At 59.8% G+C, this 16034-nt stretch carries 14 protein-coding genes; 6 read left to right on the top strand and 8 right to left on the bottom strand.

Going from position 1 to position 16034, the window contains the following annotated elements:
* Positions 1 to 31: 31 nt before the first annotated feature.
* Positions 32 to 1573 carry a catalase KatB gene (gene katB / locus BM416_RS14505; protein WP_092488506.1) on the bottom strand — a complete coding sequence of 514 codons (1542 nt, stop codon included), beginning with the start codon at positions 1571 to 1573 and terminating at the stop codon, positions 32 to 34.
* 287 nt (positions 1574 to 1860) lie between these two features.
* Here katB and mscL point away from each other — a divergent pair, with 287 nt between their 5' ends.
* A complete protein-coding gene (gene mscL, locus BM416_RS14500) occupies positions 1861 to 2277 on the top strand; it encodes a large-conductance mechanosensitive channel protein MscL (RefSeq protein ID WP_053137928.1) in 417 nt (138 codons plus the stop codon).
* Between the two features lie 45 nt (positions 2278 to 2322).
* Here the strand turns inward: mscL and BM416_RS14495 are convergent, their stop codons facing one another.
* Complete coding sequence (locus tag BM416_RS14495) at positions 2323 to 3099, bottom strand: ferredoxin--NADP reductase (RefSeq protein WP_092488505.1); 777 nt, start codon at positions 3097 to 3099, stop codon at positions 2323 to 2325.
* A 380-nt stretch (positions 3100 to 3479) separates the two neighbouring features.
* Here BM416_RS14495 and BM416_RS14490 point away from each other — a divergent pair, with 380 nt between their 5' ends.
* Positions 3480 to 4190 (top strand): helix-turn-helix transcriptional regulator, encoded by a 711-nt coding sequence (locus tag BM416_RS14490; RefSeq protein ID WP_092488504.1) that lies wholly within the window; start codon positions 3480 to 3482, stop codon positions 4188 to 4190.
* Positions 4191 to 4351: 161 nt separating this feature from the next.
* Positions 4352 to 5476, top strand: a complete 1125-nt coding sequence (locus BM416_RS14485) for a methyltransferase (protein WP_092488503.1) — start codon at positions 4352 to 4354, stop codon at positions 5474 to 5476.
* A gap of 82 nt (positions 5477 to 5558) precedes the next feature.
* Here the strand turns inward: BM416_RS14485 and BM416_RS14480 are convergent, their stop codons facing one another.
* From BM416_RS14480 to BM416_RS14470, 3 genes are read right to left on the bottom strand one after another with little or no spacing between them, the layout of a single operon-like run.
* Entirely contained in the window at positions 5559 to 5726 is a 168-nt protein-coding gene (locus BM416_RS14480; protein ID WP_010562540.1) for a DUF2474 domain-containing protein, read from the bottom strand.
* A 12-nt stretch (positions 5727 to 5738) separates the two neighbouring features.
* Complete coding sequence (cydB, locus tag BM416_RS14475) at positions 5739 to 6746, bottom strand: cytochrome d ubiquinol oxidase subunit II (RefSeq protein ID WP_092488502.1); 1008 nt, start codon at positions 6744 to 6746, stop codon at positions 5739 to 5741.
* A 1-nt stretch (position 6747) separates the two neighbouring features.
* A complete protein-coding gene (locus BM416_RS14470; protein WP_092488501.1) occupies positions 6748 to 8187 on the bottom strand; it encodes a cytochrome ubiquinol oxidase subunit I in 1440 nt (479 codons plus the stop codon).
* A 318-nt stretch (positions 8188 to 8505) separates the two neighbouring features.
* Here BM416_RS14470 and BM416_RS14465 point away from each other — a divergent pair, with 318 nt between their 5' ends.
* The 3 genes from BM416_RS14465 (at position 8506) to BM416_RS14460 (ending at position 12323) form a co-directional block, all read left to right on the top strand.
* On the top strand, positions 8506 to 9744 hold the full coding sequence (locus BM416_RS14465; protein ID WP_065924168.1) for an MFS transporter: 1239 nt from the start codon (positions 8506 to 8508) through the stop codon (positions 9742 to 9744).
* Positions 9745 to 9858: 114 nt separating this feature from the next.
* Complete coding sequence (locus tag BM416_RS30850; RefSeq protein WP_256577517.1) at positions 9859 to 10347, top strand: dermonecrotic toxin domain-containing protein; 489 nt, start codon at positions 9859 to 9861, stop codon at positions 10345 to 10347.
* Between the two features lie 197 nt (positions 10348 to 10544).
* Positions 10545 to 12323 carry a membrane-targeted effector domain-containing toxin gene (locus BM416_RS14460; RefSeq protein ID WP_256577516.1) on the top strand — a complete coding sequence of 593 codons (1779 nt, stop codon included), beginning with the start codon at positions 10545 to 10547 and terminating at the stop codon, positions 12321 to 12323.
* Between the two features lie 18 nt (positions 12324 to 12341).
* Here BM416_RS14460 and BM416_RS14455 read toward each other — a convergent pair whose 3' ends face one another.
* The 3 genes from BM416_RS14455 to BM416_RS14445 are packed head-to-tail and all read right to left on the bottom strand — an operon-like array spanning position 12342 to position 16032.
* Complete coding sequence (locus BM416_RS14455; RefSeq protein WP_092488500.1) at positions 12342 to 14525, bottom strand: xanthine dehydrogenase family protein molybdopterin-binding subunit; 2184 nt, start codon at positions 14523 to 14525, stop codon at positions 12342 to 12344.
* Positions 14522 to 15511, bottom strand: coding sequence for an FAD binding domain-containing protein (locus tag BM416_RS14450; protein WP_092488499.1), 990 nt, complete (start codon positions 15509 to 15511; stop codon positions 14522 to 14524). The genes BM416_RS14455 and BM416_RS14450 overlap by 4 nt, the downstream gene beginning before the upstream one ends.
* On the bottom strand, positions 15508 to 16032 hold the full coding sequence (locus tag BM416_RS14445; protein ID WP_092488498.1) for a (2Fe-2S)-binding protein: 525 nt from the start codon (positions 16030 to 16032) through the stop codon (positions 15508 to 15510). Before BM416_RS14445 ends, BM416_RS14450 begins: the two co-directional genes overlap by 4 nt.
* Positions 16033 to 16034: the final 2 nt, after the last annotated feature.

Raw genomic sequence — 16034 nt, 5'->3', positions numbered from 1 at the left:
ACGCCCGGGAGGGCGTCGACCGAAACCAACGTCAGTCAGTGAGTTTTTCGGCCAGCGCCTTCACACGTGCCAGATCACCCTTGGCGACCTTGGCCACGCCGGTGCCGTATTCCGGATCGGCCTTGTAGAGGAACGACAGGATGATGTGCTTGCTCTCGTCATCGGTAGTGGCCAATGAGCCGCCGAAATTGTCGATCAAGTCCTGGCGTTCTTTCGGGCTGTAGGAGCGATACAGATCACCGGCCTGCTTGAAGTTCTGCTCACGCTGGATCTTCGCCTGCTGGGTGCTGCCCGACAGCGCCGTCTGGCTGTAGCGCGCGGTTTGCGGCTCTTCACGGTTTTCCAGGCGGCTTGGCTGGTAGTTCACGCCACTGGTGGTCTTGCCGAAGTTCAGCGCGCCGTCCTGGTTACCGTTGTTGACGGTGACCCGAGGGGCGTTGATCGGCAGTTGCAGGGCATTGGCGCCCAGGCGATACATCTGCGTGTCGGCATACGAGAACACCCGGCCTTGCAGCAGGCGGTCCTCTGACGGCTCGATGCCCGGTACCAGGTTGGCCGGAGCCATGGCCACTTGTTCGGTTTCCTGGAAGACATTTGCCGGGTTGCGGTTGAGCACCATCTGCCCGACTTTGCGCTCGGGCACATTCGGCCAGATCTTGGTAGCGTCAAGCGGGTCGAAATCAAACTTGGCCAAGTCTTCCGGCTTGAGTACCTGCACATACAGGTCCCACTTGGGGAAGTCGCCCTTGTTGATATGGGTGACCAAGTCATTGGTCATATGGCTGTAGTCACGCCCCTGCACTTCGCTAACTTGCTTGGGATCGAGGTTCTTGATGCCTTGCAGGCTCTTCCAGTGGAACTTGACGTAGTGCACTTCACCCTTGGCGTTGATCAACTTGTAGGCATGTACGCCATTGCCGTCCATTTCCCGATAACTGGCCGGAGTACCGGAGTCGGAATACAACTCGGTAAGTGTGCGAGTGGCCTCGGGAACATGGGAGAAGAAGTCGAAGCGACGGGAGTCATCATCCAGGTTAGTGCGCGGGTCCGGCTTGAAGGCGTGGACCATATCGGGGAACTTGATGGCATCGCGGATAAAGAACGTCGGGAAGTTATTACCCACCAAGTCCCAGTTGCCATCGGCGGTATAGAACTTGGTGGCGAAGCCGCGCGGGTCACGCAGGGTTTCCGGGGAATGATTGCCGTGCACCACGGCCGAGAAGCGCACGAACACCGGGGTCGTTTCGCCAGCAGCGAAGACCTTCGCCTTGGTCAGGTCACTGAGGTTATCGGTGACGGTGAAGGTGCCATGGGCGCCGGTACCGCGGGCATGCACCACGCGCTCGGGGATGCGTTCACGGTCGAAGCGCTGCAGTTTCTGGATCAGTTGCACGTCCTGCAGCAGCACCGGGCCGTTGGCGCCGGCGGTTTGCGAGTTCTGGTTGTCGCCGACGGCGGCACCGTTGTCACGGGTCAGGTTGGCGGCTTGTACGGAGAGGGAAAGCAGGCTGGCGGTTGCCAGTACCAGCACATGACGCGCCAATACCGGGCCGCGATTCATTGGATTCTTCATCAAGGTTTCCTCTGGTTTTTTTAATGCACATTCAGTTGTGCTTGCCAGAGGCTAGTGACCCGAGAGTCAGAAGATAAATAGAAAAACACCACCAGGTCGATTAATAAAATAATGTGGTAAGCCGCTGAAATAGCGGGTATTTCGCGCGCGATTGGTGGCACTTTGCAAACTATTTGCGATTTAATGTGTCGATAAAAACTGACAGTGTTAACGGTTGTGTCGGGCATGCCCGCTGCGACTGATTTACACTGAGCGGCACCCTTCTCATCTGTAACAAGGAATAACCTATGGGCGTGATCAGTGAGTTCAAGGCCTTCGCGGTCAAAGGTAATGTGGTCGACATGGCCGTCGGTATCATCATCGGCGCCGCCTTCGGCAAAATTGTTTCCTCGTTTGTAGGCGACGTAGTGATGCCGCCCATTGGTCTATTGATCGGTGGCGTGGACTTTGGTGACCTGGCGATTACGCTCAAGGCGGCACAGGGCGATGTGCCTGCCGTGGTGCTGGCGTACGGCAAGTTCATCCAGAGCGTGATCGACTTTGTGATCGTCGCGTTTGCGATCTTCATGGGCGTCAAGGCCATCAACCGCCTCAAGCGCGAAGAAGCCGTGGCGCCTAGCCTGCCACCGACACCGAGCAAGGAAGAAGTGCTGCTGGGCGAGATTCGCGACCTGCTCAAGGCGCAGAACGACAAGCCGCTTTAACCCGTACCGGCTTGGAAAAAGGCGCCTCCTTGAGGCGCCTTTTCATTACCAGTAGTTTTCCACTGCCACCTGTCCCGGCCGCCGGCTAAGGCTCAGTTGCATGTCGCGCTGCTTGAGCAACTGGCGAGTGTCATCCACCATCTGCGGGTTGCCGCAAATCAGCACGCGGGAGTGTTCCGGGGTCAGCTCGACGCCGGCAGCGCGCTCCAATTCTCCATTTTCGATCGAAGTGGTAATACGCCCACTCAACGCCCCCGGATAGTGCTCTCGGGTCACGATGGGGATGTAGGTCAGCTTGTGCGCATATTCTGCCAGGTACTCCCGCTCGCCCAACCCCTTGATCAGCGACTGGTACGCCAGCTCCCGGGCTTCCCGCGCGCTGTATACCAGGAGGATGCGCTCGAATTTCTCCCAGACTTCGAAGTCCTGCAGGATCGACAAAAACGGTGCCACCCCGGTGCCGGTGCCTAACATCCACAAGTCCCGGCCATCGACGAAGCGGTTCAGGGTCAGGAACCCGGTAGCCTGGCGCTCCACCATCAAGGTATCGCCCACCCGCAATCGGCTGAGTTCACTGGTGAATTCACCGCCTGGAACAACAATCGAGAAGAAGTCCAAGTATTCATCAAACGGCGAGGACACCACGGAATACGCGCGCCACACCGTGCTGCCATCCGCCTTGGTAACGCCCAGGCGCACGAACTGACCGGCGGTAAACCGGAACCCGGGGTCACGGGTGGTTCGCAGGGTAAACAGGCTGGGGGTCAGGGATTGCACATCAAGCAAGGTCTGGCGGGTAAATTTCTCAGCACTGGCCGTCATGGGGGACTCCGTTCTACAGGTGCCCTAGTGTCCCTCAAACTCGAGCCCGGAAACACCTCTGGTTGGTAGTGGCATTATATAGGCACAAAATAATGGCAACCTAATATCAACTCTGATCAATTTGCTATTAGCTCCTTTATCCGCGCTACAAGCACGCTCTAAGTTGATCCGCTACAGGTGCTTCAACTGACTAAAAAATCGAAAAAAACCACTAAGCCTCTTAGCTAAGCCCGCCGCGACCTTAGAGAAAATTTCTTAAACGCTGCCCCGCAAGAGCGAAAATTTTGTTTCGCGATGTAGCTCATGTCCTACACTAATTTCCGTGCAGTGGGAGTTCAGGACGTATCCCATGTCATGCGGAAACCCATGGAGAGTTACCAATGGTCAACTGGCGCAATACCCGACTTCCCAAACTGGAGGGCGAGAGCGAGGTTACTACTCTTTTCGAGATGGCTGTCAACCACACCTACGCACTCGGCTTTCAATACTGTTCTTTCACGATGAGCTCTCAACTACCTAACAACCAAACGAAACCTGTTCGCCTCAACAACTATCCAGATGAATGGAACAAACTGTATAACCAGGCCCACTTCTTTGACGCTGATCCCGTGGTGGAACATTGCAAACGTTGTGTACTGCCCCTTGTCTGGGAAGAAAAAATCTTTAAAGACTCACCCAACCTGTGGTCTTTAGCTCAATCCTTTGGTGTGCATTTGGGATGGACCCAAGCCGTGCATGATTTCCAGGGTGTGTTCAGCATGCTGACCCTGGGTCGCAGTGCGGGTGAAGTGACCCCGCAGGAGCTTTATGAAAAAGCCGGCCAGGTCCTGTGGCTGTGCCATGCGATGCATGCGGTAGTCGCGAAGACTTACGCACACAAGCCCAGCATTAACCCTGCAAACAAATTAACCCCGCGCGAAACCGAAATCCTCAAGTGGTCAGCCATGGGCAAGACCGCTGCGGACATCGCCGTCATCCTGTGCCTGTCCGAACGCACCGTGGGCTTTCATATCTGCAGTTGCTTCAAAAAGCTGGGGGTCAATAACAAGATCGCCGCCGTGCTCTGCGCTTCGAAAGCGGGGTTGTTTTAATCAGCGTTGAAACACCGCATGTAATCCCTCTGGAAAAAAAGTAACATTTACGACCCATTCTGAGTGCTGGGCTGTCCCCACGGGGTGTCGCCCGCTGTTCACTCAGACGGTTCCGCAGCCGACTGCCGAACACCCATCGATGACCCAGAGCCTCCCTCGCCATGCCCCTGCTCGACAGCCCCTTCGCCCAGCTCGATCTGATCCGCCAGCCAGAGCAACATAACGATCCGCTGCAAGCCTTCGACGCCGCCGACGAGTACCTGCTCAGCTACCTGGCGGAACAGCAACCGAGCGCTGCGACCCGCGTGCTGGTGCTCAATGACAGCTTCGGCGCCCTGGCTGCGAGCCTGGAAGGCCGGGTGCAGGTGACCTCCAGCGGCGACTCGTTCCTGGCCGCCCTGGGCCTGGATAAAAACCTGGTGCGCAATGGCAAGGCCTTTGACGCCGTGCCGTTCATCCCCGCCAGCGAGGTGCCCAGCGGGCCGTTCGACCGGGTGCTGATCCGCGTCCCCAAGACCCTGGCATTGCTGGAAGAACAGCTGATCCGCCTGCAAGGCCAACTCGCGCCGGGCGCCGAAGTGATTGCCGCAGGGATGGTCAAGCACCTGCCACGGGCGGCCGGTGAGTTGCTTGAGCGCTATATCGGGCCGATGCACGCCTCCCTGGCCGTCAAGAAAGCCCGGTTGCTGATCGCCACCCAGGCCGACCGCCCCGCGGCGGTCTCGCCCTACCCGACGCGCTACACCCTCGACGCGCCGGCCATCGAACTGCTCAACCATGCCAACGTGTTCTGCCGTGAAGGCCTGGACATCGGCACCCGCGCCTTCCTGCCGCACCTGCCCAATAACCTGGGCAGTGCCCGCGTGGCGGACCTGGGTTGCGGCAACGGCGTATTGGCGATTGCCAGCGCACTGCAAAACCCCGACGCCCGGTACACCTTGGTGGACGAGTCCTATATGGCCGTGCAATCGGCCCTTGAGAACTGGCAAGCCGCCCTCGGTGAGCGGGAGGTGACAGTACGCGCCGGGGACGGCCTCGCAGGCCAGGAGCCGGATTCCCTCGACGTGGTGCTGTGCAACCCGCCGTTCCACCAGCAGCAGGTGGTCGGCGACTTCCTCGCCTGGCGTATGTTCCAGCAGGCGCGGGAGGCGTTGGTGGTCGGCGGCGCCCTGTATATCGTCGGCAACCGTCACCTGGGTTATCACAGCAAGTTGGCGCGTTTATTCCGTGGCGTAGAGCAAGTCGCCGCCACGCCCAAGTTCGTGATTCTCAAAGCGCGCAAATAAAAAAAACCCTGCCTTTCCAGAAGAAGAACAGGGCTTGCCCTCAAGTTAACAGGCAGCGGGCCGCGAAGCCCGGATCGGGATGTCAGTGGGTGGTCAGGCCGGCCGCATTCATGAACATGCGCATCAGGCTGGCCACCACGAACAGGGCCAGCACACTGCCGGTCCAGATCATCGCCAGCCAGCCGAGGCGCCGCCACAGCGGCTGTTTCTCGGCCTGTTCGATCTCGTGCAACGTAGGTTTGCCGGACATGCAACGCCCCTCCTAGTGATAGCCGTCTTCGTGGGTGACCTTGCCGCGGAACACGTAGTAGCTCCAGAAGGTGTAGCCCAGGATGAACGGGATGATGAACAAGGTGCCCACCAGCATGAAGCCTTGGCTCTGGGGCGGCGCAGCGGCATCCCAGATCGACACCGAGGGCGGGATGATGTTCGGCCACAGGCTGATCCCCAGGCCGCTGTAGCCGAGGAAGATCAACACCAGCGTCAGCAGGAACGGCGTGTAGTGGGCATTACGCGCCACGGCGCGGATCAACCCGTACATGGTCACCAGCACCAGGATCGGCACCGGCAGGAACCAGAACAGATTCGGCAGGGTGAACCAGCGCGAGGCGATTTCCGGGTGCGACAGCGGGGTCCAGATACTCACGATACCAATCACCGCCAGCACCACGAAGGCCAACGGCCGCGCCAGGTTGTGCATCTTCTCCTGCAACGGGCCTTCGGTTTTCATGATCAGCCAGGTGCAACCCAGCAAGGCATAGGCCACGATCAGCGCCACGCCGCAGAACATCGTGAACGGCGTGAGCCAGTCCAGCGAGCCGCCGGCAAACTGGCGATTGACCACCGGGATCCCGTCGATAAACGCCCCCAGCGCGACGCCCTGGAAGAACGTGGCCGCCAGCGAGCCGCCGATAAACGCCTTGTCCCACAGGTGACGCTTGTGGTCCTTGGCCTTGAAGCGGAACTCGAAGGCCACGCCGCGAAAGATGAGCCCCACCAGCATCAGGATCAGCGGCAGGTACAGGGCCGACAACACCACCGAATAGGCCAGCGGGAACGCGCCGAACAACGCCGCGCCGCCCAGCACCAGCCAGGTTTCGTTACCGTCCCAGACCGGGGCCACGGTGTTCATCATCACGTCACGGTCGGTCTTGCCCGGAATAAACGGGAAGAGGATGCCGATGCCCAGGTCGAAGCCGTCCATGACCACGTACATCATGATGCCGAAGATGATGATCACAGCCCAGATCAGCGGAAGATCAATACCCATCTCAATTCCCCTTGTGCTGGATGTGGGCGTGGTCGTCATCGTTGCCATCATCGGCGGCGGACAACGGACGGGCCGGTGTGCGTTTCTGGCCAGGACCACCGTGGGTCGGTTCCGTGCCTTCGTGGGTCACCGGGCCTTTGCGCACCAGGCGCATCATGTAGCCCAGGCCGGCGCCGAACAGTGCGAAGTACACCACCACGAACAACACCAGGGTGATCGTCATCTGCGCCAGGCTATGCCCGGAAGAAGCATCCGCCGTGCGCATCAACCCGTAGACCACCCACGGCTGACGGCCGATTTCGGTGGTGAACCAACCGGCGAGAATCGCGATCAGGCCGGACGGCCCCATCCACAGCGCCAGGTACAGGAACGGCCTGGACGTGTACATCTTGTCGCCCCGGCGCAGCCAGAGGCTGAACAGGCCGGTGAAGATCATCAGGAACCCCAGGCCGACCATGACCCGGAACGACCAGAACACGATGGTCGAATTCGGCCGGTCTTCCGGCGGGAATTCCTTGAGCGCTGGCACCTGTTTGTCCAGGGAGTGAGTCAGGATCAGGCTGCCCAGGTACGGAATCTCCACCGCGTATTTGGTTTTTTCGGCCTTCATGTCCGGCCAGCCAAACAGGATCAGCGGCGTTGGCTCATTGCCTTTGTTTTCCCAGTGGCCTTCAATCGCGGCAATTTTCGCCGGCTGGTGCTCGAGGGTGTTGAGGCCATGGAAGTCGCCGATCACCGCCTGGATAGGCGCCACGATCAGGGCCATCCACATCGCCATCGACAACATTTTGCGGATCGCCGGGTTGTCCTTGCCGCGCAGCAAGTGCCAGGCCGCCGAGGAACCGACGAAGAACGCGGTGGCCACGAACGCCGCCGTCGCCATGTGCATCAGGCGGTAAGGGAACGACGGGTTGAAGATCACCGCCAGCCAATCGGTAGGAATCACGCGGCCGTCGATGATTTCAAAGCCTTGCGGCGTCTGCATCCAGCTGTTGGACGCCAGGATCCAGAAGGTCGAGATCAGCGTACCGACGGCCACCATCACGGTAGAGAAGAAGTGCAGCTTGCGCCCCACCTTGTTCCAGCCGAACAGCATCACGCCGAGGAAACCGGCTTCCAGGAAGAAGGCCGTAAGCACTTCGTACGTCAGGAGCGGCCCGGTGACGGCGCCGGCGAAGTCCGAGAAGCGGCTCCAGTTGGTGCCGAACTGGTAGGCCATGACCAGACCGGAGACCACGCCCATGCCGAAGTTAACGGCAAAGATCTTCGACCAGAAATGGTAGAGGTCACGGTAGGTATCGTTATGGGTCTTGAGCCACAAGCCTTCCAGCACCGCGAGGTAACTGGCCAGGCCGATGGTGATCGCCGGGAACAGGATGTGGAATGAGATGGTGAACGCGAACTGAATTCGGGCGAGATCTAGCGCCTCCAAACCGAACATAAGTCTTCCTCTGTCAGGTAATACCGGCTGCTGGCGGGAGCCTGCACCCACTGCCCCCACGGATATGGAGTCTGGCGAATTTCAATTCGTTTCTTTTTTTAACCAGCCACGCAGGGAATCGGGCCTTGCGGCCACCAGAACAAATTCCAAAATGACTTTGATCTGGGTCAATCACAGTGAAAAGAGTAGTCCCATTTTCGCAGCTGGCCTGTGTGGTCTTTTGCCGCGTGACAGCTTGCCTCAGCCTTCTTCTCGCAACTAATTGTTACAGCTTGATGCTAATCTGCCTCTTCCCTCCGGCCTTGACCTGAACTCCCGATGCCCAGTGAACCCACGTTGCTGTTACGTCACCACCGCCCTTTCATCGCGTTCTGGCTGGCACGGATCTTCACCGCCAGTGGCTTCCAGATGCTTACCGTGGCCATTGGCTGGAACCTCTACCAACTCACCGGCAACGTGCTCGACCTGGGGCTGGTCGGCCTGGTGGAGTTCGTGCCGCGCGTGCTGTTCATGCTGCACACCGGGCATGTGGCCGACCGCTATGAGCGACGCAAAGTCGCGGCCATTTGCCAGACCGTGCAGGCGCTGATTGCCCTTTCCCTGGCCATAGGCGGCCTGACCGGCAACGTGACCCGCGAGATGATCTTTATCCTGGCCTTCCTGCTCGGTGCCGCACGCTCGTTTGAAATGCCCACCACCCAGGCCCTGCTGCCGAGCATCGTGCCCAGTGCGCTGTTCCCGCGTGCGGTGGCCTCGTCGCAGTCGGCCCAGCAACTGGCAACCATCGTCGCCCCGGCCCTCGGTGGTTTGCTATACGCCTTCGGCAGCGTCTGGGTGTATGGGCCCACGGTGGCGCTGTACCTGATTGCCTGTGTGCTGACCCTCAACCTGCCCGCCCGCCAGACCCCGCTCAACAAAGGCAAGGCCACCCTCGATTCATTGCTGGCCGGTATCCGCTTTATCCGCAGCCGCCCGGACATCCTCGGGGCGATTTCCCTCGACCTGTTCGCCGTGCTGCTGGGCGGCGCCACCGCGTTGCTGCCGGTGTTCGCCAAGGACATCCTGTTGACCGGCGCCTGGGGCCTGGGCCTGTTGCGCTCGGCGCCGGCGGTGGGCGCGCTGTTGATGTCGTTGTGGCTGGCGCGCTTTTCGGTAGATCGGCAGGTGGGCCGGGTGATGTTCACCGCCGTCGGCGTATTCGGCGTGGCAACCATCGCCTTCGGCCTGTCCACCTCGTTCTGGTTTTCCCTGGCGGTGCTGGTGGTGCTGGGCGCGGCGGACATGATCAGCATGGTCATCCGTGCGTCCTTCGTGCAGCTGGAGACGCCGGATGAAATGCGCGGGCGGGTGAGTGCGGTCAATGGTCTGTTTATCGGCGCGTCCAACCAATTGGGCGAGTTCGAATCGGGGATTACCGCCCATTGGTTCGGCACCGTGCCCGCCGTGGTGATGGGCGGCATCGGTACGCTGGTGGTGACCGGGGTGTGGATCAAACTGTTCCCGACCCTGGCGAATCGGGATCGTATGCATGTGCCGGTGGAAGAGAAAAGCACTTAGGCACGGATGCAGGCCGAAGATGGAACGCATTCTTAAGCTGGGGTCACGTAAGGGTTACAACATTACTGGAATAATCCGGTGCTAACCAAATACCTTTCGACGGGCCCTCAGTTGATGAACAACGTGAATAATGCCAGCGTCCCCATCGGGATGACGCCCCCCCACCTATTCCCGACTGCCTCCTGGAACACCCCCAACGACAACTACATCCTGATGAACGCCAAGGATCGGTTCACGACAAGCGTCGCAAAGGATCTGAACAGCGGATACATGAGTCCAGAGGTCAGCCAAATAGCCGATGCCGTGATGTGGCCGGGTAAAAAAAACAACCCTCAAGTGCAAGTCAAGACCTTTGCCGTGGATGGCATCCAAGCCAGGGACATCATATTTATTCAGCGTGTTCCGGCTGTGCCTGACGAGCCGAATATCGTGCTATTTGTTCCAGAAAAGGAAGGTCGTTCACTTCACTCATTCACGACCACCGAAGAAATGAACACATGGGTGAAAACCCAGGCCAACGAGCCCAAGCGACTGGAGTCCTTCAGCCAGCATTTTGCGGGCGGTGAGTCATCCGAAAAAAAACACGGGTTATCGATACACTGATTCGGTTCAGAAACAATGATATCAACGCCATCGTCGGCCCCTATGCCAATGAAGGCGACAATATCTTCGGGCGTCTGGATAAAGGCCCCACTGCGCCGCCCACTGCGGTCAATGGCTTGACGAATATTAAAGAGGAAAGCTCTTCACCGAGCGGACGACTGCTTTATTCCGGGCAGCGATCCGACGGAGAAACAGTCTTGTTTACCTATGACGCCTACGGAAACCTTCTGGGCCAAGACAAACAGCACAACTTCTATTTTGTGAAAGATGGCTTGAACAGTCACAAGCCACTGGTGCCAATCACATTCGGCGAGTTCAAGTACAAAGTCCAGAACGAAGCGGCTGAAAATGTCGGAGCAAACGATCTCCGGGGATTCTACGAGGAGTTTCTCAAACACCTTGAGCACCCCTCTGCAGGTATCGCGGATGCCTTGCAAGTATTCGGTGTGAATAAAACCACCGCAGACACCGTAGAGCGCTACCTGGACAACCCATTCAGTGCTCTGTTGGTTGACTTGAATACAAACAATCAGCTTGGCAAGGTATTCGGTCTCGAAAAGTCGACGCTGGACGCAGAGCTCAAAAACGTCGGTGATTTCGCACAGGGATTCATCCCTGCCTATGGCCAAGCCAGAATGCTGTCTTCGCTGCTGGCCAAAGCGCTTCGAAATGAGGCGCTGTCTGTTCAGGAGACAAGGGACCTGGCAGATGGGCTTGCGTTGAAACCGAACAGCCCCGCGAGGAAAAACCTGCCCGAGTCTAAACCGTCACTCAAGTCGAACAGCCCCACGTCAGCAACGCCTGCGACCCAGCCAATAAAAGAACCCGTCAGCGCCGTACCCGATCCGGGGCCCACTGCCGACGAAGTCAATCGTCTGCGCCCGTCACAGTGGCTCGATATCAGCAACCACGCCGTCGTGGAGGGAGAACAACTGATCTCGGGGGCTCATGCCAATGCCAAAGGCATGTATCAAGTAAAAGGAAGTGATGGTGCAGACAGGTGGTTTATCCGTTTGACCGATGCTGAAGACATCAGCCGTATCTATGAGATCGACGGTAGGTTCAAACTCAGTGACCGGTATGCCCGCATTATTGATCCCGAGACGAGAAAGCCTGTGATGACGGTGCACTCCACCCAGGACGGCGCCTGGGAGCCGATCAACGGACCGGGAGGAATAAGGTGGCCATGGCGGTCAAGAGGTTCGGCGGTGCAAAGTTTTGACCCCGCCGCGTACGACTACCCTGCACAGGGAGAAGCATCAACGTCGAGGACAAACGAGAAAATCGACAAGCGAATGAAGCAGGACGCTGACACCTTCCATAAAAAGGCCAAGACCAAGGAGCGCCCCGCTCACTCGGATATCCCGGGCAATGCGTCAATGTCAGAGGTCATCAATACCGTCTACCAGAAATCCCTCGGCATGATTATTGGCGAAGACCATTCCCAATCTGCCGGTCTGCGACTGCTGATCGATAATGCAGCCGAGTTTGAGAGAAACAATGTCTCCACACTGTACTCGGAAGGGTTCGAGCATTCGTTGCAGCCCGATCTGGACAGGTTTTTCGAAACCGGTGAATTTTCACCCGCGCTAAGATCGAATTTGCGATTGATTGACCGCGCCCACAGTACACACGGGGCATACACCAATCGAGAGCTTCTGTTGACCATGCGAGCGCATGGTGTTCGAGTCAAAGCGATTGATGTGCCTTCAGTAGAACCGAAGTCCACACGTCTCAAAAACATGAACTACTACGCAACCAAACTGATCGAGCACGACCAAGCCGCGAACCCGCAGTCCAAATGGGTTGCAAGAGTCGGCAGCGACCATGTGTTCACCTATGACGGCGAACCTGCGATTCGAGGCATATCTCAGTTGACAGGCGCCACCGGGGTTAGTGTCGACGATGCAATCCCCGGCAAGGGCCCCTCGCTTATTCAATCCCGAGACAAGACAGAACTCTACATTGACCTGTAAACCGTTGGATAAGGTGCTCTAGAGCACCTTATCCAGGGTGATCGGAAACTCTCGCACCCGCTTGCCGGTGGCATGGTAGACCGCATTCGCCACCGCCGCCGCCACCCCGACAATGCCGATCTCTCCCACGCCCTTGGACCCAAGGGCGTTGACGATCTCGTCATGTTCCTCGACAAACACCACGTCAATCTCGCCGATATCGGCATTTACCGGGATGTGGTACTCGGCCAGGCTGTGGTTCATGTAGCGACCCAACTGATGGTCGATCTGGGTCTCTTCATGCAGGGCCATGCCGATGCCCCACACCACCCCGCCGAGGATCTGGCTGCGGGCCATCTTCGGGTTGACCACCCGCCCGGCCGCAATGGCGCTGACCACACGGCTGACCTTGATCGTGCCCAAGTCTTCATCCACCCGCACTTCGACGAACACCGCCGAATGGGTGGCGGTGGCGTAGCCCTCGCGCTTTTTGTCCGGCTCGCTGTCGACCTGGACTTCCACGCTCTCGTCACCGCTGTCCTTGACCAGCTGTGCCAACGACACGCTCACGTCGCCGGTGTGCAGTTGGCCGTCTTCAAAACGCACGGACTCGGCATCCTTGAACACCGGGTAAGTCTGCCGGGCGATGGTCAGCAGCCTCGCGCTCAACGCTTCGCAGGCTTGCTGCACGGCGGTGCCGACGGACGACACGGTGAACGAACCACCTTGCAGCGGCGCGGAGGGCAATGAAGAGTCGCCCAGCAGGAACACCACGTCCTCAACCGCCACGCCACTGGCCTGCGCCGCGATCTGGGTCATCACCGTGTAGGTGCCGGTGCCGATGTCCGTGGTCGCACTGCTGACGGTCAGCTTGCCCTCGGCGTCGATGCGCGCCTTGGCGCTGGCCTTCATCTGCATGGCTTCCCACACGCCACCGGCCATGCCCCAGCCGATCAACTGGCAGCCGTCGCGCATGCTGCGCGGTTCCGGGTTGCGCTGGCTCCAGCCGAAGCGTTCGGCGCCTTCGCTGTAACACTCGCGCAGGGCCTTGCTCGACCAGGGCTTGTCTTCGTTCTGGTTGCGCTCGGCGTAGTTGACCAGCCGCAGTTGCACCGGGTCCATGCCCAAGGCGCTGGCCAACTCATCCATGGCGCACTCCAGGCCGATCACGCCCAAGGCAGCGCCGGGCGCGCGCATGTCCAGGGGCGTGAATACATCCAGCGGCACCAGTTTGTAGGTCAGTTGCACGTTGTCGCAGTGATAGAGCATGCCGCTCCACTCCACCACGTGCTCGCTGAAGTCTTCGAAGCGCGAGGTCTGGCCAATCGCCGTATGCCCCAATGCCAGCAGGCGACCATTGGCGGCGGCGCCCATCTGCAAACGCTGCAAGGTGCGCGGGCGGTAGCCGAAGGTGAACATCTGCTGGCGGGTCAGGGTGACGCGCACCGAGCGCTTGAGCGCCAGGGACGCCATCACCGCCAGGGGCAATTGATACTGCGGGCGCAAACCCGAGCCGAACGCGCCGCCGACGAACGCGGCGAAGATCCGCACCTGGCTTTTATCCAGGCCGAACACGTCTTGCACATAGGTCTGGCAGTTCTGCGGGCCCTGGGTCTTGTCATGGATATGCAAGGTGCCGTCCGGCTGATACAGCACGGTACTGGCGTGGGGTTCCATGGGGTTGTGGTGTTCGATGGGGGTGCTGTAGTGCAGGTCAAGGCTGACGGCGGCAGCGGCCCACTCGGCCTGGAAATTGCCACGCGGCTTGGGCGGCGCCTGCGGTGAAGCATGGGCCTGTTCCTGCTGGGCGAGCAGGTCGGTCTCGAAGTCTTCCCGTGCGTAGTCGATCGCTACCAGCGATCCGGCATGCCTCGCCAGTTCAAGGTTGTCGGCGATCACCAGGGCCAGAGGCTGGCCGCTGTACAGCACACGGTCGTTATACAGCGGGCGAAACGGTGAACCGTCCGCCGCATCGTCATCCTGGAAGGCATCGTCGTAACGGGCGATTTTCGGCCGGTTGAGGTGATGGATAACCGCCATCACTCCCGGCAGGGCCAGTGCCCTGGACGCATCGATCGCCAGCACACGGCCCTTGGCGATGGTGCTGGACACCACACTGCCGTGGAGCAGACCGTCCTCGGGAAACTCACCGGCATAACGCGCCTGACCGGTGACCTTGAGCAGACCGTCGACACGGTCCAGGGGTTTACCAATAACGGTCATGGGCGATCTCCTGCGACGGCGGCGTCGCTCAGGGCACGGATGATTGCGCGGCGCGCCAGCTTGATCTTGAAGCCGTTGTGTTCCAGCGGCTCGGCATCTTGCAGCACCGCGTCGGCGGCATTGCTGAAGGTTTCGCGGCTGACCACTTGGCCGATCAGCGAGGCTTCCACCGCACGGTCACGCCAGGGTTTATGGGCCACGCCGCCAAGAGCCAGGCGCGCGTCGACGATTCGGTCGCCCTCCAATTCGAGAGCGGCGGCCACCGACACCAAGGCAAACGCGTAAGACGCGCGGTCGCGGATTTTCAGGTAATGGCTGTGACGGGCCAGGTGGTCGGCGGGCAATTCGATGGCGGTGATCAGCTCATCGTCGGCCAGTTGGTTGTCGCGTTGCGGCGCATCACCGGGCAGGCGGTGGAAGTCGGCAAACTCGATAATCCGCGCGCCGCCTCGGCCTTCGACATGCACCCGCGCCTCCAGCGCCGCCAGGGCCACGCACATGTCCGACGGGTGAGTTGCCACGCACTGTTCGCTGGCGCCGAGGATCGCGTGGATACGGTTCAAGCCGGTGCGCGCCGGGCAGCCGCTGCCGGGCTCACGCTTATTGCAGGGCACGCTGGCGTCATAGAAGTAGTAGCACCGGGTGCGTTGCAACAGGTTGCCGCCGGTGCTGGCCATATTGCGCAGTTGCGGCGAAGCACCGGCAAGGATCGCCTGGGACAGCAACGGGTAACGCTGTTCGATCAGCGGGTGCCAGGCCAGGTCGGCATTGCTCACCAGCGCGCCGATGCGCAGGCCGCCCTCGGCGGTTTGTTCAATCTCATTGAGCGGCAGGCCGGTGATATCGATCAGGTGCTCGGGGCGGCTGATGTTTTCTTTCATCAAGTCCAGCAGATTGGTGCCCCCGGCAATAAAGCGCGACGCGGCGCTGCTCAGGTGCACGGCTGCGTGGACATCCGCCGGTTTGCTGTACTGGAAGGGATTCATTGCTCACCTCCCTGGGCGCGGCACGCCGGCAAAGCCTCTTCGATGGCATCGCGGATATTGCTGTAGGCGCCGCAGCGGCACAGGTTGCCGCTCATCAGCTCCTGGATCTGTGCACTGTCGTGGGCACGGCCTTCATTGACCAGGCCAACGGCGGAGCAAATCTGACCCGGCGTGCAGTAACCGCACTGGAAGGCATCGTGCTTGATAAAGGCTTGCTGCATCGGGTGCAGTTGGTCGCCGTCGGCCAGGCCTTCGATGGTGGTCAGCTCGGCGCCGTCGCACATCACCGCCAGGGTCAGGCAGGCATTGATGCGTTTGCCGTCGCGCAATACTGTGCACGCACCGCATTGGCCGTGGTCGCAGCCTTTTTTGCTGCCGACCAGGTCCAGTTGCTCGCGCAGCAAATCCAGCAACGTGGTCCAGGGCAATACATCGAGTTGGCGGTCCTGACCATTGAGGGTCAAGCGTATGGAGTGGGCGACGAACGGTTGGGCCGCCGCGCCATTGGGGGTCGCGCTCATAA

This window comes from Pseudomonas sp. NFACC42-2, from assembly GCF_900116055.1.
Lineage (GTDB): Bacteria > Pseudomonadota > Gammaproteobacteria > Pseudomonadales > Pseudomonadaceae > Aquipseudomonas > Aquipseudomonas marginalis.
The sequence above is the reverse complement of the archived record's forward strand: the minus strand, read 5'-3'. Positions and strand labels throughout refer to the sequence as shown.

Bases quoted from the DNA above. Each gene is read 5' to 3' on its own strand.
- BM416_RS14485 (WP_092488503.1), top strand. From the start codon at position 4,352: ATGCCCCTGCTCGACAGCCCCTTCGCCCAGCTCGATCTGATCCGCCAG.
- BM416_RS14490 (WP_092488504.1), top strand. From the start codon at position 3,480: ATGGTCAACTGGCGCAATACCCGACTTCCCAAACTGGAGGGCGAGAGC.
- BM416_RS14480 (WP_010562540.1), bottom strand. From the start codon at position 5,726: ATGTCCGGCAAACCTACGTTGCACGAGATCGAACAGGCCGAGAAACAG.
- BM416_RS14445 (WP_092488498.1), bottom strand. From the start codon at position 16,032: ATGAGCGCGACCCCCAATGGCGCGGCGGCCCAACCGTTCGTCGCCCAC.
- katB (WP_092488506.1), bottom strand. From the start codon at position 1,573: ATGAAGAATCCAATGAATCGCGGCCCGGTATTGGCGCGTCATGTGCTG.
- BM416_RS14470 (WP_092488501.1), bottom strand. From the start codon at position 8,187: ATGTTCGGTTTGGAGGCGCTAGATCTCGCCCGAATTCAGTTCGCGTTC.
- BM416_RS14495 (WP_092488505.1), bottom strand. From the start codon at position 3,099: ATGACGGCCAGTGCTGAGAAATTTACCCGCCAGACCTTGCTTGATGTG.
- mscL (WP_053137928.1), top strand. From the start codon at position 1,861: ATGGGCGTGATCAGTGAGTTCAAGGCCTTCGCGGTCAAAGGTAATGTG.
- BM416_RS30850 (WP_256577517.1), top strand. From the start codon at position 9,859: ATGAACAACGTGAATAATGCCAGCGTCCCCATCGGGATGACGCCCCCC.
- BM416_RS14450 (WP_092488499.1), bottom strand. From the start codon at position 15,511: ATGAATCCCTTCCAGTACAGCAAACCGGCGGATGTCCACGCAGCCGTG.
- cydB (WP_092488502.1), bottom strand. From the start codon at position 6,746: ATGGGTATTGATCTTCCGCTGATCTGGGCTGTGATCATCATCTTCGGC.
- BM416_RS14465 (WP_065924168.1), top strand. From the start codon at position 8,506: ATGCCCAGTGAACCCACGTTGCTGTTACGTCACCACCGCCCTTTCATC.
- BM416_RS14455 (WP_092488500.1), bottom strand. From the start codon at position 14,525: ATGACCGTTATTGGTAAACCCCTGGACCGTGTCGACGGTCTGCTCAAG.